Source organism: Nocardioides limicola (assembly GCF_016827675.1).
Taxonomy (GTDB): Bacteria; Actinomycetota; Actinomycetes; order Propionibacteriales; family Nocardioidaceae; genus Nocardioides; species Nocardioides limicola.
On the sequence record NZ_JAERJA010000013.1, the window covers coordinates 125,835 to 143,608 of the forward strand.

General features: G+C 69.4%; 13 protein-coding genes. 12 read left to right on the plus strand and 1 reads right to left on the minus strand.

Features of this window, described 5'->3' with window-relative positions:
- Nucleotides 1-4: 4 nt before the first annotated feature.
- From JKG67_RS17195 to JKG67_RS18720, 5 genes are all read left to right on the plus strand, one after another.
- Nucleotides 5-6,259, plus strand: coding sequence for an Ig-like domain-containing protein (locus JKG67_RS17195; protein ID WP_203338573.1), 6,255 nt, complete (start codon nt 5-7; stop codon nt 6,257-6,259).
- Between the two features lie 47 nt (nt 6,260-6,306).
- Nucleotides 6,307-7,275 carry an AAA family ATPase gene (locus JKG67_RS17200; RefSeq protein ID WP_203338574.1) on the plus strand — a complete coding sequence of 323 codons (969 nt, stop codon included), beginning with the start codon at nt 6,307-6,309 and terminating at the stop codon, nt 7,273-7,275.
- Nucleotides 7,275-8,453: a DUF58 domain-containing protein gene (locus tag JKG67_RS17205; protein WP_203338575.1), complete on the plus strand. Its 1,179-nt coding sequence runs from the start codon at nt 7,275-7,277 to the stop codon at nt 8,451-8,453. Before JKG67_RS17200 ends, JKG67_RS17205 begins: the two co-directional genes overlap by 1 nt.
- Nucleotides 8,450-10,726, plus strand: a complete 2,277-nt coding sequence (locus tag JKG67_RS17210; RefSeq protein WP_203338576.1) for a transglutaminase-like domain-containing protein — start codon at nt 8,450-8,452, stop codon at nt 10,724-10,726. The genes JKG67_RS17205 and JKG67_RS17210 overlap by 4 nt, the downstream gene beginning before the upstream one ends.
- 272 nt (nt 10,727-10,998) lie before the next feature.
- A complete protein-coding gene (locus JKG67_RS18720) occupies nt 10,999-12,393 on the plus strand; it encodes an HNH endonuclease signature motif containing protein (protein ID WP_238998619.1) in 1,395 nt (464 codons plus the stop codon).
- Nucleotides 12,394-12,565: 172 nt separating this feature from the next.
- Here the strand turns inward: JKG67_RS18720 and JKG67_RS17220 are convergent, their stop codons facing one another.
- Nucleotides 12,566-13,201 carry a hypothetical protein gene (locus tag JKG67_RS17220; protein WP_203338577.1) on the minus strand — a complete coding sequence of 212 codons (636 nt, stop codon included), beginning with the start codon at nt 13,199-13,201 and terminating at the stop codon, nt 12,566-12,568.
- Between the two features lie 388 nt (nt 13,202-13,589).
- On the opposite strand from JKG67_RS17220, the gene infA reads away from it, so the two are divergent.
- The 7 genes from infA (at nt 13,590) to rplQ (ending at nt 17,579) form a co-directional block, all read left to right on the plus strand.
- A complete protein-coding gene (gene infA / locus JKG67_RS17225; protein ID WP_036490070.1) occupies nt 13,590-13,811 on the plus strand; it encodes a translation initiation factor IF-1 in 222 nt (73 codons plus the stop codon).
- A 34-nt stretch (nt 13,812-13,845) separates the two neighbouring features.
- On the plus strand, nt 13,846-13,959 hold the full coding sequence (rpmJ, locus tag JKG67_RS17230) for a 50S ribosomal protein L36 (protein WP_203338578.1): 114 nt from the start codon (nt 13,846-13,848) through the stop codon (nt 13,957-13,959).
- A 187-nt stretch (nt 13,960-14,146) separates the two neighbouring features.
- A complete protein-coding gene (rpsM, locus tag JKG67_RS17235) occupies nt 14,147-14,521 on the plus strand; it encodes a 30S ribosomal protein S13 (RefSeq protein ID WP_203338579.1) in 375 nt (124 codons plus the stop codon).
- 92 nt (nt 14,522-14,613) lie between these two features.
- Nucleotides 14,614-15,009 carry a 30S ribosomal protein S11 gene (gene rpsK, locus JKG67_RS17240; protein WP_203338580.1) on the plus strand — a complete coding sequence of 132 codons (396 nt, stop codon included), beginning with the start codon at nt 14,614-14,616 and terminating at the stop codon, nt 15,007-15,009.
- A gap of 30 nt (nt 15,010-15,039) precedes the next feature.
- Nucleotides 15,040-15,648, plus strand: coding sequence for a 30S ribosomal protein S4 (gene rpsD, locus JKG67_RS17245; protein WP_203338581.1), 609 nt, complete (start codon nt 15,040-15,042; stop codon nt 15,646-15,648).
- A gap of 128 nt (nt 15,649-15,776) precedes the next feature.
- Entirely contained in the window at nt 15,777-16,790 is a 1,014-nt protein-coding gene (locus tag JKG67_RS17250) for a DNA-directed RNA polymerase subunit alpha (RefSeq protein WP_203338582.1), read from the plus strand.
- Between the two features lie 222 nt (nt 16,791-17,012).
- Entirely contained in the window at nt 17,013-17,579 is a 567-nt protein-coding gene (gene rplQ / locus JKG67_RS17255) for a 50S ribosomal protein L17 (RefSeq protein ID WP_203338583.1), read from the plus strand.
- Nucleotides 17,580-17,774: the final 195 nt, after the last annotated feature.

The window sequence follows — 17,774 nt, forward strand, 5'->3', positions numbered from 1 at the left end:
GTGGATGCGACGGCACCGTGTGTCGATCGCCGCCAACTGTGCGCTGCTGATGGTGGTCGGCACCGTCGTCGGGTACGCCGTGGCGGCCGACGGGTATCGCGTCCACGAGGCCCGCCTGAACGACGGTGGGATCTGGGTGACCAACTCGCGCGACGGTTTCCACGGGCGGGTGAACAAGCCGATCGACCAGGTCGATGCGGTGATCCCCACCGGTCGCAGCGGCGACATCGACGTGGTTCAGGACGGTGCGGTGATCGTCGGACTCGACCTGCTCGAGGGCTACCTCGAACCCATCGACCCGGCCTCGGTGCAACCGGTCGAGGGTGAGAGTGCGGCGTTGCCTGCGGCGGCCCTGGTCGGCCTCAACGGGGGCACCCTGAGCGTCGTCGACCCGGTCACCGGCGACTACTGGGCGCAGCGGGTCGACCCCGAGCGGGGGCGTGTCTCGGTGTCGTCCCTGGATGCACGCTCCGACCCTGTCGGCGTGGCCGGTGCCCGTGCCGCGGCCGCAGTGACCGGGTCCGGGGACCTGGTCGTCGCCTCGACCTCGGCAGGGACCCTGACCCGGCTGCGACAGCAGAGCCCCGAGGAGGGCGGTGACTTCGCGGAGCCGACCACCCGCGACCTCGACGTCGACCTCAGCGCCGCCACGTCGATGACCGCGGTGGGTGAGGTGGCCATCGCCTGGGATCCGGAGTCCGGGCGACTGGTGGTGCTCGACACCGGGACCGTGCACGAGACGGACCTTCCGGACACGGCGTACCTGCAACAGCCCGGCCCAGCCCGGGACGTCGTCCTGCTCGGCTCGGATCGTGGCTTCCATGCGGTGGATCTGGACACCGGCGAGGTGCAGACCCTGGTCGACGGTGTCGCCGGGTCGCCCGCTGACCCGGTGGTCGTCGGGCCATGCCGCTACGCCGCCTGGGCGGGCCAGCAGGGTGCGGTGGCCACCCAGTGCGGCAACGCGGAGCCGGTCGTGGCCCAGTTGGCCGACCCCACCGAGGACCTGGTGTTCCGGGTCAACCGGGGTCAGGTGCTGCTCAACGACCGGGTCTCCGGCGCGGTCTGGAACGTCGACTCGAGCCAGCCGGCCAGGCTCGACGACTGGGACGCCTTCCGCTCCGACCCGGAGGAGTTGGACCCCGACGAGGACCTGCAGATCGAGGACGCCACCGACAACAGTCCGCCGCAGGCGCACGACGACCAGTTCGGAGCCCGGCCGGGCAGGACGACGGTCCTCTACCCGCTCGACAACGACACGGCCGGCCCCGACCGGTTGCTCAGCATCCGTGCGGTGAGCGACGTACGCGGTTCCGACGCCGAGGTGACCGTCAGCCCGGACGGGCAGGCGGTGCTGGTGCGACTGCCGGAGGGGACCGTCGGCATCACGGCCTTCGACTACACCATCGACGACGGGATCAGCGACGACACCTCCTCGGCGACCGTCCGGGTGTTGGCTCGTGGCGACGGTGAGAACGGTCAACCCCACCCGAGGCCCACCCTGGAGGAGAAGGAGTGGACCGTGGCGGCCGGTGGGATCCTGGACATCCCGGTGCTGCCCGACTGGAGAGACTACGACGACGGCGACCCGCTGCTGCTGGTCTCCGCGGCGGTGTCGGGGAGGGCCGCCACCGGGGCCGCCGCCTCGCCCACCTCGGCCGGCCGGATCCGGTTCCGTGCCGGTCCCGAAGGGGGCTTGGCGAAGGTGGTCTACCAGGTCTCCGACGGCATCGGTGGCGAGGTGCAGGGCGAGCTCAGCGTCCGGGTCCTCGATCGCAGCAACCGGCGACCGACCGCTCCGATCGCGGAGCCGGACGTGGTGGCGGGCGAGGTGGGCCAGCCGATCGTGATCCGCCCGCTCGGCAACGACATCCCCGGTGCCGACCCGTTCACTCCGGATGCGCAGATGCGACTGGCCGGCGCCTTGCAGGCACCACGTCACCTCGAGGTGCGCACCGACACGGTCAACGGGGTGGTGACGGTGCGCACGGACCGGCCCGGCACCTACTTCCTCAGCTACGAGGTCGCCTTCGGCAACGCCCCCTACGGGCACGGCACGATCAGGGTCGACGCGCGGCCGCGGGCGGGTGGGGCCCCGGTCGCCGTCCCCGACAGTGTCACCTTGCACGGCCAGGCACCGGCGACCGTCGACGTGCTCGCCAACGACATCGATCCCTCGGGCGGCGTCCTGGTCGTGGAGCGCGCCTGGGCCGATCACAGCGACCAGGTCGACGTGGCGGTGGTGGACGGCCGGTGGCTCCGGCTCCGAGCCCGTCAGGGGGTGCTCACCGACTCGCCGCAGACGGTGAACTACTCGATCAGCAACGGCACCCACTCCGGCGTACGCGGCCACGTGGTGGTCAACCAGCGGCCGGCACCCGAGGACAACACCCCGGTGACCGAGATCGACCGGGTGACGGTGCGTGCCGGCAGCGCGGTCACGGTCCCGGTGCTGGACAACGACTTCTCGCCCTCGGGCGACCCGCTCTCGCTGCTCCCCGATGCCACGATGGAGCGTGCCGGGGAGCTCCCGGTCAGGGTCGACGGCGACGAGGACGGCACCGCGCCGGCCGGGAACGCCTACGTCTCCGGCAGGTTCGTCCGCTACGTCGCCCCCGCTGAGGTGGCGGCGGCCCAGGTGGTGCAGGTGACCTATCTGGCCACCAACCCGGCCGGCCAGACCGCCCCCGGACTGGTCGAGGTGACGGTGCTCCCCGAGGGCCGGAACCAGCCGCCGGAGCCGCCGGTGATCGAGGGCCGGATGGTGGCCGGCGAGACGCTGCGGCTGCGCCTCCCGGGTGCCGGCGTCGACCCCGATGGTGACCCGGTCACGGTCACCGGCGTCCGCTCGGCGGCAGCGTTGGGGCGTGTGGTCCGGTTCGGAGCGAACTCGGTGGAGTATCAGGCCTACCCGACCAGTGCCGGCACTGACGAGTTCGAGTACGAGGTCACCGACTCCGGAGGGGAGGTGGCCACCGGCACGATCCGGATCGCAGTGGTGCCGCCTGCGTCACCTCAGGCACCCCAGGCGGTCCCGGACACGGTGACGGTCGCTCCGGGGCGCAGCATCTCGGTGGAGGTCCTCGACAACGACATCATCGCCACCGGTGACCGGGTGACGGTCTCGCTGGTCGACCCGCCGGATTGGGTGCGGCTGGAGAGCGACACCGGCCCGATCACCGTCGACGCGCCGGAGCGCTCCGAGGGTCGCAATCGGGAGATCGTCTACCGCATCGACAACGGCATCGCCACCTCGCAGACCACGCTGCGGGTCCGCACCCGCGCCGGCTGGAACAACCCACCGGTGGTGCTCGACTCCTTCGGTGAGCGGGAGGAGGGGGACACGGTCACCGTGAACGTGCTGGAGCATGCCTACGATCCGGACGGACCCGACGACCAGCTCCGAGTGGTGGAGGTGCTCGCGCCTGAGAGCGTGCCGACCTCGGTCGACGGTGGCGAGATCACCGTGGCCAGGGGCCCACTCCCGAGGGTGGTGCCGTTCACCGTCGCCGACTCCGACGGCGGGCGGGCCACCGCCCAGCTGTTCGTGCCCGCGACCGGAACCGGACCGCCGTACCTGGCCCCCGGGGCGATGATCCGGCTGGACAGCGGTGACGAGGTCACCGAACGACTCGAGGATCTGGTGATCGATCCGGCGGGGCGCCCGGTGCGGCTCACCCTGATCGAGCGGATCTGGGCCTCGCCCGCCGGTGACCTGGGCGTGGACGCCCGTGGAGATGACCGGCTGCAGATCTCCGCTGCCGCTGGGTACGTCGGACCCGGCGCGGTCACCTTCGAGGTGACCAACGGCGACGGACTGGACGACCCCGACGGGCAGCGCGCGGTGATCACGGTGCCGGTGCAGGTCGGTGACGACCGACCGGTGCTGCGCTGCCCCGACGACGCGCTGGAGGTGGTCCAGGGGGAGACGCTCCAGCTCGACATCGAGGTGCTGTGCCATGTCTGGACCGGCGACCCGACCTCCGAAGCGCTGAACTTCGACGCCTCCTGGGCGACCTCGGCCAACGGCCTGTCGCTGAGCCGCCCCCGCGGGCAGGTGATCGAGGTCGCCGCCGACGGCGCCGCCCGACCCGGCACGGAAGGGGAGCTCTCGCTGACCTCGGGTGAGAGCGAGCCCGGGACGCTGTCGATCCGTGTGGTCCAGGCGCCGCCACCGAGTCTGGAGAGCATCCAGGTCGCCGACATGCAGGCCGGCGAGTCCCGAGTGATCGAACTGGCGCCGTACCTGCGTGCCGGCGTCAAGGACCCGGTGCCGACCCTGATCAGCGTCCAGCAGCTCACCGGTCTCGACGTGACCGCGTCGGCGTCGGGGCAGTCGGGCATCCAGCTGGTGGCCGGGGAGCGGGTGAACGGGCGCGCCGAGTTCGACGTGGTGGTCGCGGATGTGGCCGGTGACTCCTCGGGTGAGCGGCATGCGCGAGGTCGGATCACTCTGGAGATCCTGGACGTTCCGGACGCCCCCAGCACGCCGATCGTCACTGCAGCCGGAGACAAGTACGTCGACCTGGTCTGGGTCGCGCCGCCGGCCAACGGTGCGCCCATCGAGGAGTACGAGCTGCTCAGCTCCGACGGTCGGACCGTCACCTGTGGATCCACCCAGTGCAGCTTCGGCGGCCTGACCAACGGCGAGGAGTATTCCTTCTCGGTGCGTGCCCGCAACGCGGTCGGCTGGTCCGATCCCAGCTCGGAGTCGGCCCGGGCGATGCCGGACACCCTGCCCGGCCAGGTCGGGGACATCCAGCTGGTCGAGGTCGGTGACTCGATGCTGCGGCTGCAATGGCTCGCGCCGACCAAGGAGGCTTCCGCCGTGCAGGAGTATCTGGTCAGCTACCCGGGCATCACCGGGGGCTACCGGGTGACCACGAGGCCGGAGATCACTCTCACCGAGCTGGACAACAATCGTCGCCTCGACTACGTCGAGGTGATCCCGGTGAACCTCAAGGGGCAGGGCCCCGGGCGCCGTTCGGCGCCGATGCAGTCGATCGGCACGCCGCCCACCCCGGAGGCGCCCCGGCTGACGCCGAGCACGCCGGCCAAGGAGGCCGACCGCGGCGCGGTAGCGATCAGTTGGCCGATGGTCTCCCCGAACGGTCCCGGGCCGGTGCGCTACACGGTGCTGCGCAACGGCGCCGAGTTGCCGCAGTGCCGGATGCAGACCGAGACCCGCTGCGACGACGCGGGGATCAGCTATGACGGCACCACCTACAGCTACTCGATCCGGGCCACCAACGCCGGTGTCGACGGGGTCCGCGGCGGTGAGCCGAAGTCGGCCACCGGAGACAGCGTGAGTTGGGATGCGGTCGGGGTCCCGGCCGCCTGGGGGGACTGGGAACTGCGACCGCGCGGCGAGCGGGTCATGGACGCGACCGCGAATCGGACCGCCGAGGCCACCTTCACGGTGCCCGCCTCCCGCGGCGCCCAGTCACGCGTCCGGGTCTACGTCAATGGCAACCGTGTCGACGAGTTCGCCGCCACCGGCACGGTGACCCGTCATCGGGTCACGGTGCCGCACAACGACGGCCCGCACACGGTCAGGCTCGAGGTGTGCAACGAGGCAGGCAACTGCGAGCCTTCGACGCAGAAGTCGGTGCAGACCTACGGGCCGCTGGTGGCCGCGCACATCGAGGAGATCCAGGCCGAGCGGCGCAACGACACCGAGGTCCGGTGGCGGGTGCGGGTGCGCACCAACGGCAAGGCAGCGAAGGTCCGGGTCCGGAGCGGCCAGCGCGACCAGGTGTTGAACGCCAACACGGTCAGCACCGTCACCCTCTACACCAACTGGCTCAACCTGGGCTACAGCGCCACCGAGTCGGTGACCGTGACCCTGTACGACGACGGCACCCCCAGCCGCGCTGGGGTCAGCAAGACCGCCTCAACGGCCACCCCGGCACCGCCACCACCGTTCGTCGAGGTGCTCCCCGGCAATCGCTGCCAGGACAACGACCCGTCACTGCCGAACTGCCGGACCGGCGGCGGCGGGACCGAATGCCTGAACTCCTCGTGCCGGTTCGTCCGGATCAGGAGCCGTGACTTCATCAACTCGAACCGGATGGACTGCCACTTCTACGACGAGGCCAACGCCACCACGCCGTACGTGACCCGGAGAGTGACCACCAACACCAACGAGCAGACCCCGAGCTACTACGGGTTCGCGGGGCGTCGACTGTGGGTGGAGTGCGTCGGCGTCCAGGACTCGTCCGAACGGGCCACCTCGGCCCGACTGACGTGGCCCAACTGACCTGATCTGAACCGACGTGGCCCCTTGTGGCAACTGAGAGGAACTTCATGACCATCACCGCAGACCAGGCCGCCTGGTTCTCGCAGACGTTCAACGCGATGGCCGACAACATCGAGAAGGCAGTGCTGGGCAAGCGGGACGTGATCAAGGTCGTGCTGGCCGCGATGCTCTCCGAGGGGCACATCCTGCTCGAGGACTACCCGGGCACCGGCAAGACGATGCTCGCCCGGGCCCTCGCGAACACGGTGCAGGGCAGCCACGCCCGGATCCAGTTCACCCCGGACCTGCTCCCCTCCGACGTCACCGGGGTCACCGTCTATGACCAGCACAAGGGGTCGTTCGAGTTCCACCCGGGACCGATCTTCCACACCATCGTGTTGGCCGACGAGATCAACCGGGCGTCGCCGAAGACCCAGTCGGCGCTGCTGGAGGTGATGGAGGAGGGCCGCGTCACCGTCGACGGCACCCCCCACTCGGTGGGCCGCCCGTTCATGGTGATCGCCACCCAGAACCCGATCGAGCAGGCCGGCACCTACCGGCTGCCAGAGGCCCAGTTGGACCGGTTCCTGATGAAGACGTCGGTCGGCTACCCGGACACCGCGGCCACCGTCGAACTGTTGCTGAACGCCAGTGTCCGGGACCGGGCCGGGCTGGTCAGCCCGATCATCACCGCCGACACGATCGTGCAGATGAGTGGGTTGGCCGACCAGGTGTACGTCGACCAGGCGGTGCTGGCCTATCTGGCCGAGATCGCCGAGGAGTCCCGCCGGGTGCCGCACGTGAAGCTCGGGCTCTCGCCCCGCGGCTGCCTGGCCTATGTCCGGGTGGCCAAGACCTGGGCGGCCGCCGACGGGCGGGACCACGTCGTACCCGACGACATCAAGCAACTCGCCGAGCCGGTCCTCGGCCACCGGCTGCTGCTCGACGCGGAGGCCCAGTTCTCCGGAGTCACCGTGGAGTCGGTGATCCAGAAGCTGCTGGATCGGGTGGTGGCCCCCACCGACCGGATGGTCTGATGCAGCGACTCCGTTCCTGGGCGCAGGTGATCAACCCCGCCGGCCGCACCGTCCTGGTGCTGGCCGTGCTTGCCGGGGTGCTTGCCGCAGTCCTGGAGTGGCGCGAGGTGAGCGTGCTCGCGTTCGCGGCCACGCTGTTGATGCTGCTGGCGTTGCCGTGGCTGATCGGGCGGACCAGGGTGCAGGTCCGGCTCGACCTGGACCCGCATCGGGTGGCCGCCGGTGGCACGGTGGCCGGCTCGGTGGAGGTCCGCAACGCGCACGAGCGCCGGATGCTGCCCACCCTGGTCGAGGTGCCGGTCGGGTCGACGGTGCATCGCTACGCGCTCAACAGTCTGGCGCCGGGGGAGACCCAGACCGTGAACTTCACCATCCGCACCGAGCGACGCGGAGTGATCAACGTCGGTCCGGTGCTCACCCGGCGTGGTGACCCGCTCGGCCTGATGAGTCGTGACCTGGTGTGGACCGATCGTGCGGAGGTGCTGGTCAGGCCGCCGATGGCGCCGTTGGAGGCGTTGGGGGCGGGCCTGCTCCGCGATCTCGAGGGCGTCACCACCGACACCATCTCCAACAGCGACCTGGCGTTCCACGCGTTGCGTGAGTACGTGCCCGGCGACGACCTGCGGCACGTGCACTGGCGTTCCTCGGCCAAGGCGATGGCCGCGGGTGGGGAGAACCAGCTGCTGGTCCGGCAGTACCTCGACACCCGCCGGTCGCACGCCTGCGTGGTCGTCGACGACCAACTCGGCTCCTACGCCGGGGCGGACGAGTACGAGCTGGCCATGTCGGTGGCGGCCTCGATCCTGGTGCGCGCGGTCATCGACGGCTTCGACGCCTCCTTCGTCTCCGGCGGTCGCGGCACCAGTGACAGCGACGGCAATCGCGTGCTCGACGAACTGTGCCGCGCCGAACCCGGCCGGGTCGGCCTGATCGCTGCGGGCCGCGAGGCCTTCCGGCTGGCCCCGGACGTGAGCCTGCTCTTCCTGATCTCGGGGCCGGGGACCGACCTGGTCGAGTTCCAGCGCGCCGGCGTGGTGTTCGGGCCGGAGGTGCAGCGGTACGCCGTGGTGATCGACCCCCGCACCCGCCCCAAGGTCACCGACGCGGCCGGGCTGCCGGTGTTGCAGGTGCCGGCGCTCACCGACCTGGCGCCGGTGCTGACCTGGAGCGTGCGATGACCGAGCAGACCCAGGTCCGGGGCCGCCGCCGGGCCGCCCGTCCCCCGGTCACCTGGCTGGACCGCGAACGGGCCGTCGACCTCGGCTTCCTGCTGGGGCTCTGCCTGCTCGCCCTGTTGGGGTTGGGCCCGAGCTTCGCCGGCGCCGGGTTCGCCATCGCCGGGCTGCTCGGGCTGGTCGTCTCGATCGGCATCGGCCAGGCGGCGTGGGCGAAGCGTCTGCCGGCGATCGCGGCTGTGGTGATGGTGCTGATCGCCTTCGTGATGCTGGGCGGACCGGTCGCGCTCCGCTCCCTCGGAGCCACGGCGTACCTGCCACTGCCGGGGACCGTGCTGGCGCTGCTCGACGAGGTGGTCTTCGGCTGGAAGGACCTGCTCACCACGCTGCCCCCGGTCGACGGTGGCGGGACGTTGCTGGTGCTGCCGTGGCTGCTCGGTCTGGTCGCCGGGACCGTCGGCGTGCTGTTGCTCAGGTTCCGGCACCCGGCGCTGCCACTGCTGGCGCCGCTCGGTCTGTTGGTGGTGGTGATCCTGCTGGGGGTGGCCCGTCCCGCGTCGATCTGGCTGCAGGGCGCGACCTTCGCCACGATCGCCTTCGCGTGGTTGGCGCTGCGTCACCGTCGTGGCGTCTCCGGCCGGTCGGTGGACACGCCCACGGCGGTCCGGGTCCGCCGCGGCGGCGCCGCCGCGGTGTTGCTGGCGGTGGCCGCCGGCCTCGCCGTACCCCTCTCCGCGGCGGTCGGGGACGACGACCGGGTGGTGCTGCGCGATCATGTCGAGCCGCCGTTCGAGGTCGGCGACTACTCCTCGCCGCTGGCGTCGTTCCGGCGCTATGTCGAGATGGAGGAGCCGGACCCCAGCAACCTGTGGGACACCGAACTGTTCACCGTCACCGGCGCCTCGGCCGGTGCCCGGGTGCGGATCGCCACCTTGGACCGCTACGACGGCGTCGTCTACGGCGCCGGCGACTCGGCGGGCTTCCAGCGGGTCTCCTCGGTGATCGACAACCCGGTGCCCGGTGACCGGGTGGAGGTCAGCATCGAGGTGGGTCCGGGGTGGAACGACGTGTGGCTGCCCACGGTCGGCGCCCTGCAGTCGATGAACTTCGAGCAGGGCGAGCCGCGGGTCAAGGCCGAGTCGTTCCGCTACAACCTGAACACCGCCACGGCCGTGGTGCCGACGGGGGTCCGGGAGGGCGACGTCTACTCGTTCGGCGCCGTCATCGACGAGCGGGAACTGCAGCCCGAGGACCTCGGCTACGGCCCGCCGGAGGCCCGGGAGAGCGCGGAGTTCCTGGAGACCCAGGCGGTGCAGTGGTCCGCCGGCCACAGCGAGCCGATGGCACGGGTGTTCGCGATCGCGGAGTACATGCGCCGCGACGGGCACTACTCCGACGGGGTGCTGGAGTCGGAGCGGATCTATCTGGCCGGCCACCATCGGCACCGGCTCACCGACGGGCAGGGCGGAGTCAACTCGGTCTTCCTGGTCGGCAACGACGAGCAGTACGCCGCCTGGATGGCGTTGCTGGCGACCCGAGTGGGGGTGCCGGCCCGGGTGGTGATGGGTGCGGTGCTCCCCGAGGACGGCGTGGTCCGGGGTGAACACGTGCAGGCGTGGGTCGAGGTACGGATCGCGGACGGGCGCTGGGTCACCCTGCCCCGGGAGCGCTACATGGGCACCTCGCAGCCCGGTGAACTGCCGCCGCAGCAGAGCACCCAGGTGTCCGGGGTGAACGTGCCCCCGCCAGCGCCGATCCCGCCGCCGTCGGCGCTGATGGATCAGGCCGACGCGGAACTGAACGCCCGGCGGCAGCGACGCGACGCCGATCTGGACGAGCCGTTCCTGGCCGGCTGGCCCACCTGGCTGAAGGTCACCCTGGTCTCCACGGGCGCGCCGATCCTGCTGCTCGGGGCTGCCATGGGGCTGGTGGTGCTGCTCAAGCGGATCCGCCGCAGGCGTCGTCGTACCGCAGCCCGGATGACCGCCCGGGTGATCGGCGGGTGGCGGGAACTGGTCGATCTGGCTGTCGATCTGGGTGTCGCGGTGCCGGGTCGGGCGACCCGGCGTGAGCAGGCGTTGGTGCTGCCCACGGCCGCTGCGGGGGAACTGGCTCGGCGCGCGGATGCGCACGTCTTCGGACCCGAGGTGCCTCCGGACTGGGTGGTCGATGATTACTGGCAGCACGTGCTGACCGAGCATCAGGCGATGACGGCCGGACTCACCCGGCGTCGCCGCTTCGTCGCCGCGGTCCACCCTCGATCCCTCTGGGGCTGAGGCCATCCGGCGGTCGAGTGCCGCCGCTTCATTCGGGGTCGAGTGCCGCCCCCCGTTCGGTGGTCGAGTGCCGCCGAGGAACGAGGCGGTGTATCGAGACCACCCCCGACCGCCGACCCACGCCTGCCTTCGGTGGTCGAGTGCCGCCTGCGTTCGGTGGTCGAGTGCCGCCCCGTTTCGGTGGTCGAGTGCCGCCGAGGAACGAGGCGGTGTATCGAGACCACGCCCCCAGTCGTCCGGAAATGTCGGAGCCTCCTGGTTGGCTTGTTCTCATGAAGGCGGAGCAGCTCGAAGATCTCGACACCTCGGGTGAGGTGCTCGACTTCGTGCGCGCCCGCCGGGCTGCCGCTGCGGAGGCCGACCGTGACGAGATGGTGGCGGCGGTGAAGTACTGCGGGATCAACACCCCGACCACTGACACCGAGGCCGCTGGGCATTGGTTCGGGGACCGGTCCTGTGCGTTGGCCGGTGAGGGTGCCCCTCAGGTGTCAGAATCCGCGGTCATCGAGTACGCCGCCGCCCTGGGCCGTTCCACCGAATCGGCGAAGCGGTATCTGGGTGAGTGTCTGGAACTGGCCCACCGACTCCGGAAGACCTGGACCCGGGTCCGTGCCGGTGAGGTCCCCGGCTGGGCAGCACGCCGGATCGCGTCCCAGACCATGAAGCTCCCCCAGTCCGGGGCGGCGTGGGTCGACGGTCAGGTCGCCCCCGCCGCGGGCAGAATCGGGCCCACCGCGTTGGACCGGATCCTGAACGAGGCAATCACCCGGTTCGACCCCGAAGAGGCCGAACAACGCCGCCTCGACGGCCTCGAGGGGCGCCGGGTCGACATCGACCTCGATGACCTGATCGATGGGCAGGTCTGCCACGCCCGCGTGCACGGGGTCATCGACGCCGCTGATGCGCTCGACCTCCAAGAAGCCCTCACCACCCTGGCCGCGCAGTACCGCGAACTGGGATCCCTGGAATCACTCAACGTACGCCGCGCGAAAGCCCTCGGTGAACTCGCCCGCACCCAACTCACCCTCACCCTCGACGACAGTGACGGGGACAGTGGCGGGGGTCTCGCTACACCGCCAGGCAACGGAGCGCAGGGTCGGTGGTCGAGTGTCGGCGAGGGACGAGCCGATGTATCGAGGCCACCCACCCGGCGGGTGGTGTTGCATGTGCATCTGTCCGCGGACGCGGTTCAGGGGTACGGCGATGGGATCGCCCGGGTCGAGACGATGTTGGGGAAGCGGGATCGGTTGGTGACGTTTGAGCAGCTCACCGAGTGGTGTGAGGGCGCCCAGGTCACCGTGCAACCGGTCCTCGATCTTCACGAGACGTTGATGTCGACGGGCTATCAGCCCGCAGGCAGGCTGCGGGAGCAGGTTGTCGGGAACAACCCGACCTGTGTGTTCCCCTTCTGCCACCGCCGGGCCAGGACCAGCGATCTGGACCACATCGAACCCTGGCGCGACGACGGCGGCGGTGGCGAGACGACGACGGAGAATCTGGCGCCGTTGTGTCGGACGCACCATCGTGCGAAGACCCACCTCGGATGGACCTACACCATGCTCATCCCCGGCGAGTACCTGTGGACCAGCCCCCAAGGCCGGACCTATCACCGCGGTCCCGACGGCAGCAGTCCCCTCGACCCACCACGAGATACACCCAGCCCCTGACCCCGCACCCCACCGGCTGCGGGGCCACCGGCACGCCCGAGGTGGCCTCGATACACCGCCTCGTTCCTCGGCGGCACTCGACCACCGAACGCAGGCGGCACTCGACCACCGACATCCACCCCGGCCCTGACCCCGCCACCCGAGAGGTTGCGGGGCCACCGGCACGCCTGCCTCAGCCGCTGAACACGATCAGGCTGAACCCTCTGTTCGCGGGCTGGCCGGTGGTGTGGTCGTAGCAGCCGACGACGATCGTGTTGGCTGCGAAGTCGCCGGCCGGTGCGCTGAGGCCCATCCCGAGGCAGCCGCCCCAAAGACCGGCCCCGCCAGTCACGCTGAGGATCGCCTTGCTGGTGATGGTGGTGCCGGGGATCTTCAGTTGATACTGGCCATCGCCGATGTAGGTCACCACAGGCTTGCCGCCCCGCCGGTTGAACCAGTGGTCCACCTCACCGGTCGGCGACACGCGCGCACCGGCGATCGCGATCCCGGGCACGTCGGCGGCGATCTTGGCCGATGTCACGGCACCGGCGGCGAGCTTGGGGGTCTTGACGGCGCCGCTCCTGAGCTTGGGGGTGGTGATGGCGCCCTTCTTGATCTTCGGGGTGGTGACCGCCGCCTTGGTGAGGTCGCTGGTCTTCACCTTCAGATGGTTGGCCGCCACCGGGGTGACGGTGCCACCGATCAGCAGCGCGGTGACTGCGGCGACGACGATTCGGCGGGTACGCCGGGACTTTCGCGCGTCCGCGTGGCGTTGCTCCTCGAGGCGGTGCACCTGTGCCTCCAGCGCCTCGATGCGACTGTCGTTCATGGCCCACTCCTTCCTGGTCCGCTCGGCGGGCAGCCGAGACTGTGGCTCAGCGTGCGCCGCGCGGGTTCAGGTGGTGTTCACGTCCGGTTCAAAGGACGCCGGATGCTCGGACCGAGTCACGGAGCCCTGGGGGACGCTCCGGGATTGGTCTTCGGGCGCGGTTCCGTCGTACACTGGTGTGTCGGCCCAACGTGGGTCTGTTTCGTGGTGCCTCGCGGCTGCCTGGCGAGCGTGGCGCAAACACTCCTGATAAGGGGTGTGCCGCGCGCCCGGGATGGGGTGCCACGGACGGCTTTACGAGGTCCACCACGCGCGCGTGGAGGTTCCCGGGCCGATGCGTCACCATCAGGTGGCGGACCTGTCAGCAGACGAACGGATTGCGGAGGACATGCCGAAGAAGGAAGGCGTGATCGAGATCGAGGGCACCGTGGTGGAGGCCCTTCCGAATGCAATGTTTCGGGTGGAACTCACCAACGGACACAAGGTCCTGGCTCACATCAGCGGCAAGATGCGTCAGCACTACATCAGGATCCTCCCCGAGGACCGCGTGGTGGTGGAGCTCTCGCCGTACGACCTGACTCGCGGACGCATCGTCTACCGCTACAAGTAGTCGACACAGCCGTACCAATTAGAAAGGCCTTGCCATGAAGGTCAAGCCGTCGGTCAAGCCGATCTGCGACAAGTGCAAGGTGATCCGCCGCCACGGACGGGTCATGGTCATCTGCGACAACCCGCGCCACAAGCAGCGCCAGGGCTGATCACAGCCGGGTCCCGACCCGGACAACACAACTCAATACACCACAACGTGATCGCTCCGGTCCTGGCAACAGGGCCGAGTCACCTCCGGAGCAGAGGCCGGAGCCGGGACGACGTCCTGGACGCGACACGACCGACACCTCTGTGCGGAACCGAAGGGAAAGCTCCCTTCAAGAAAGGGCCAGTCACATGGCACGCCTCGTTGGTGTGGATCTGCCCCGCGAAAAGCGGATCGAGATCGCACTCACCTACATCTACGGCATTGGCCGTACCCGCTCCCAGCAGCTGCTGGAGGCCACCGGCGTCAACCCGGACCTCCGCGTTCACCAGCTGGGTGATGAGGAGCTGGTCAAGCTCCGCGACGCGATCGAAGCCAACTTCAAGATCGAGGGTGACCTCCGTCGCGAGGTTCAGGCCGACATCCGGCGCAAGATCGAGATCGGCAGCTACCAAGGTCGCCGTCACCGCATGGGCCTCCCGGTCCGCGGTCAGCGCACCAAGACCAACGCGCGTACCCGCAAGGGTCCCAAGCGCACCGTTGCCGGCAAGAAGAAGGCCAAGTGATCCCTGTTCGGCCCGGCCATCAGGCCGCCGATCAGTGATCTGACGTCCTTCACTCGAAGCTTCCCGACCAGACCCTCACAGGAGAAACGCCTATGCCTCCCAAGAGCCGCGCTACCAAGGTGCGCCGCAAGGAGAAGAAGAACATTGCTCAGGGCGAAGCCCACATCAAGAGCACGTTCAACAACACCATCGTCACAATCACTGACCCCACCGGTGCAGTGATCTCGTGGGCCTCTGCCGGCACCGTCGGCTTCAAGGGCTCCCGCAAGTCCACTCCGTACGCCGCGCAGATGGCCGCCGAGGCTGCCGGACGCCGGGCGATGGAGCACGGCATGAAGAAGATCGACGTCTTCGTCAAGGGCCCCGGTTCGGGCCGCGAGACGGCGATTCGGTCCCTGGGTGCGATCGGCCTCGAGGTCGGCACCATCCAGGACGTCACGCCGCAGCCCCACAACGGATGCCGCCCGCCCAAGCGTCGCCGCGTCTGATCGCCCGAGACTGAGCAAGGAGAGACTGAAATGGCCCGTTATACCGGTCCCATGACCCGCAAGTCGCGCCGTCTCGGCACCGACCTGGTCGGCGGCGACGCAGCGTTCGAGAAGCGCCCCTACCCTCCCGGCCAGCACGGCCGCGGTCGGATCAAGGAGAGCGAGTACCTGCTCCAGCTTCGTGAGAAGCAGAAGGCTCGCTTCACCTACGGCGTGATGGAGAAGCAGTTCCACAACTACTACACCGAGGCTTCGCGGCGCTCCGGCAAGACCGGCGACAACCTGCTGCAGCTGCTCGAGGGTCGCCTCGACAACGTGGTGTACCGCGCCGGCTTCGCCCGGACCCGCCGCCACGCCCGTCAGCTCGTCGCGCACGGTCACTTCATCGTGAACGGCCGCAAGGTCGACATCCCGTCGTTCCAGGTGAGCCAGTACGACGTGATCGACGTGCGCGAGAAGTCGCTGCAGATGACCCCGTTCATCGTGGCTCGCGAGACCCACGGCGAGCGCATCGTGCCGGCATGGCTCGAAGCGATCCCGTCGCGGATGCGGATCCTGGTGCACCAGCTGCCGGTGCGCGAGCAGATCGACATCCCGGTTCAGGAGCAGTTGATCGTGGAGTACTACTCCAAGAAGTGAACCAAGGGGCCCCTTGGCCCCGAGCCGGTGGGGGTCCTCGCACCCCGAGGACCCCACCCGGAGCCTTCCAATCGTCACCAGCAGATCTGGGTCGTCATATGGCGGTCGGCCCGGGAAGGAATGAATCAGTGCTCATCGCACAGCGCCCGACCCTGTCGGAAGAGGTCGTCGACGAGTTCCGCTCGCGGTTCGTCGTCGAGCCCCTGGAGCCCGGCTTCGGCTACACGCTCGGCAACTCCCTGCGTCGTACCCTCCTCTCCTCGATCCCCGGTGCCTCGGTCACGAGCATCAAGGTCGACAACGTCCTGCACGAGTTCTCGACCATCGAGGGTGTCAAGGAGGACGTCACCGAGGTCATCCTGAACCTGAAGGCCCTCGTCGTCTCCTCCGAGCACGACGAGCCGGTCACGATGTACCTGCGCAAGTCCGGTGCCGGTGAAGTCACCGGTGCCGACATCACCCCGCCTGCTGGTGTCGAGGTGCACAACCCCGACCTCAAGCTGGCTACCCTCGCCGACAACGGCAAGCTCGAGATGGAGCTCGTCGTCGAGCGCGGTCGCGGCTACGTGTCGGCCGTCCAGAACAAGGGCGCCGACAACGAGATCGGCCGGATTCCCGTCGACTCCATCTACAGCCCGGTGCTGAAGGTGACGTACAAGGTCGAGGCCACCCGTGTCGAGCAGCGCACCGACTTCGACAAGCTGATCGTCGACGTGGAGACCAAGCCGTCGATCCGTCCCCGCGACGCGATCGCCTCGGCCGGCAAGACGCTGGTCGAGCTCTTCGGCCTGGCCCGCGAGCTGAACGTCGAGGCCGAGGGCATCGACATCGGCCCGTCGCCGGTGGACGAGCAGCTGGCCGCTGACCTGGCGCTGCCGGTCGAGGACCTGCAGTTGACCGTCCGGTCCTACAACTGCCTCAAGCGTGAGGGCATCCACACCGTGGGTGAGCTCATCTCTCGCTCGGAGCAGGACCTGCTGGACATCCGCAACTTCGGCGCCAAGTCCATCGATGAGGTCAAGGCCAAGCTGCACGAGATGGGTCTGTCCCTCAAGGACAGCCCGGCTGGCTTCGACCCCGCTGCGGCCCTGGCCGCCTACGAGGACGATGACGACAGCTTCGTCGAGGACGAGCAGTACTGAGTTGGATGGCGCGAGCGTGTCGCCTTCGGCGCCACGCTGCCGCGCTCGCGGTCGAGGTCCGCTGGGGTTGAGGTTTCCCGGCGGCTCCCGGCCGACACACAACTGAATGGCGTGAACGCGTGGCCTTCGGCGCCACGTGATCGGTGGTCGAGCTTGTCGAGACCACCATGTGAGTTCATCTACCTGGGTACCTGATACGGCTCAGGAGAAACGAGGAAAGCAATGCCTACCCCCACCAAGGGTCGCCGCTTCGGTGGCAGCCCGGCGCACCAGCGCCTGATCCTGGCCAACCTGGCCACCGCGCTCTTCGAGCACGGTGCGATCACCACCACCGAGGCCAAGGCTCGCCGGCTCCGTCCCTACGCGGAGAAGCTGATCACCAAGGCGAAGCGGTACGAGCTGGGCACCACGGAGAGCCTCCACATGCGCCGTGAGGTGCTGAAGGTGATCCGCGACAAGTCCGTCGTGCACGAGCTCTTCACCGAGATCGGCCCGTCGTTCTCCGAGCGTCCCGGTGGCTACACCCGGATCACCAAGATCGGTCCCCGCAAGGGCGACAACGCCCCGATGGCCGTGATCGAACTGGTGACCGAGGCCTACCAGCCCAAGGCCGCTGCCCCCGCTGCTCCGGTGGTCGAGGAGACCCCCGCCGCAGAGGAGGTCGTGGAGACCGAGGTTGCCGAGGAGGCTCCGGTCGAGGAGGCTCCGGCCGCCGAGGTCGCCGAGGAGGCTCCCGAAGCTGCTGAGGAGGCTCCCGAAGCCGCCGACGAGTCCGAGGACAAGGCCTGATCTAGGCCCCGCTGTTGCCCGCCACCCTTCGGTGGCGGGCAACACGCATTTCTGCCCCCTCTCGTCCGGGGACGCTCCTATGTTGGGTCAAGGGGTCGGTGTTCGAGTAGTCGGTAGAGGTCGCGGGCGATGTAGCGCTTGAGGCAGCGTCGGATCTCTCGGGGGTTCTTGCCTTGGCTGGTTCGTTTCTCGGTG

What these genes read in the sequence shown, in the direction of transcription:
- JKG67_RS17195 (WP_203338573.1), top strand. Translation starts at nt 5, where the DNA reads ATGCGACGGCACCGTGTGTCGATCGCCGCCAACTGTGCGCTGCTGATG.
- JKG67_RS17200 (WP_203338574.1), top strand. Translation starts at nt 6,307, where the DNA reads ATGACCATCACCGCAGACCAGGCCGCCTGGTTCTCGCAGACGTTCAAC.
- JKG67_RS17205 (WP_203338575.1), top strand. Translation starts at nt 7,275, where the DNA reads ATGCAGCGACTCCGTTCCTGGGCGCAGGTGATCAACCCCGCCGGCCGC.
- JKG67_RS17210 (WP_203338576.1), top strand. Translation starts at nt 8,450, where the DNA reads ATGACCGAGCAGACCCAGGTCCGGGGCCGCCGCCGGGCCGCCCGTCCC.
- JKG67_RS18720 (WP_238998619.1), top strand. Translation starts at nt 10,999, where the DNA reads ATGAAGGCGGAGCAGCTCGAAGATCTCGACACCTCGGGTGAGGTGCTC.
- JKG67_RS17220 (WP_203338577.1), bottom strand. Translation starts at nt 13,201, where the DNA reads ATGAACGACAGTCGCATCGAGGCGCTGGAGGCACAGGTGCACCGCCTC.
- infA (WP_036490070.1), top strand. Translation starts at nt 13,590, where the DNA reads ATGCCGAAGAAGGAAGGCGTGATCGAGATCGAGGGCACCGTGGTGGAG.
- rpmJ (WP_203338578.1), top strand. Translation starts at nt 13,846, where the DNA reads ATGAAGGTCAAGCCGTCGGTCAAGCCGATCTGCGACAAGTGCAAGGTG.
- rpsM (WP_203338579.1), top strand. Translation starts at nt 14,147, where the DNA reads ATGGCACGCCTCGTTGGTGTGGATCTGCCCCGCGAAAAGCGGATCGAG.
- rpsK (WP_203338580.1), top strand. Translation starts at nt 14,614, where the DNA reads ATGCCTCCCAAGAGCCGCGCTACCAAGGTGCGCCGCAAGGAGAAGAAG.
- rpsD (WP_203338581.1), top strand. Translation starts at nt 15,040, where the DNA reads ATGGCCCGTTATACCGGTCCCATGACCCGCAAGTCGCGCCGTCTCGGC.
- rplQ (WP_203338583.1), top strand. Translation starts at nt 17,013, where the DNA reads ATGCCTACCCCCACCAAGGGTCGCCGCTTCGGTGGCAGCCCGGCGCAC.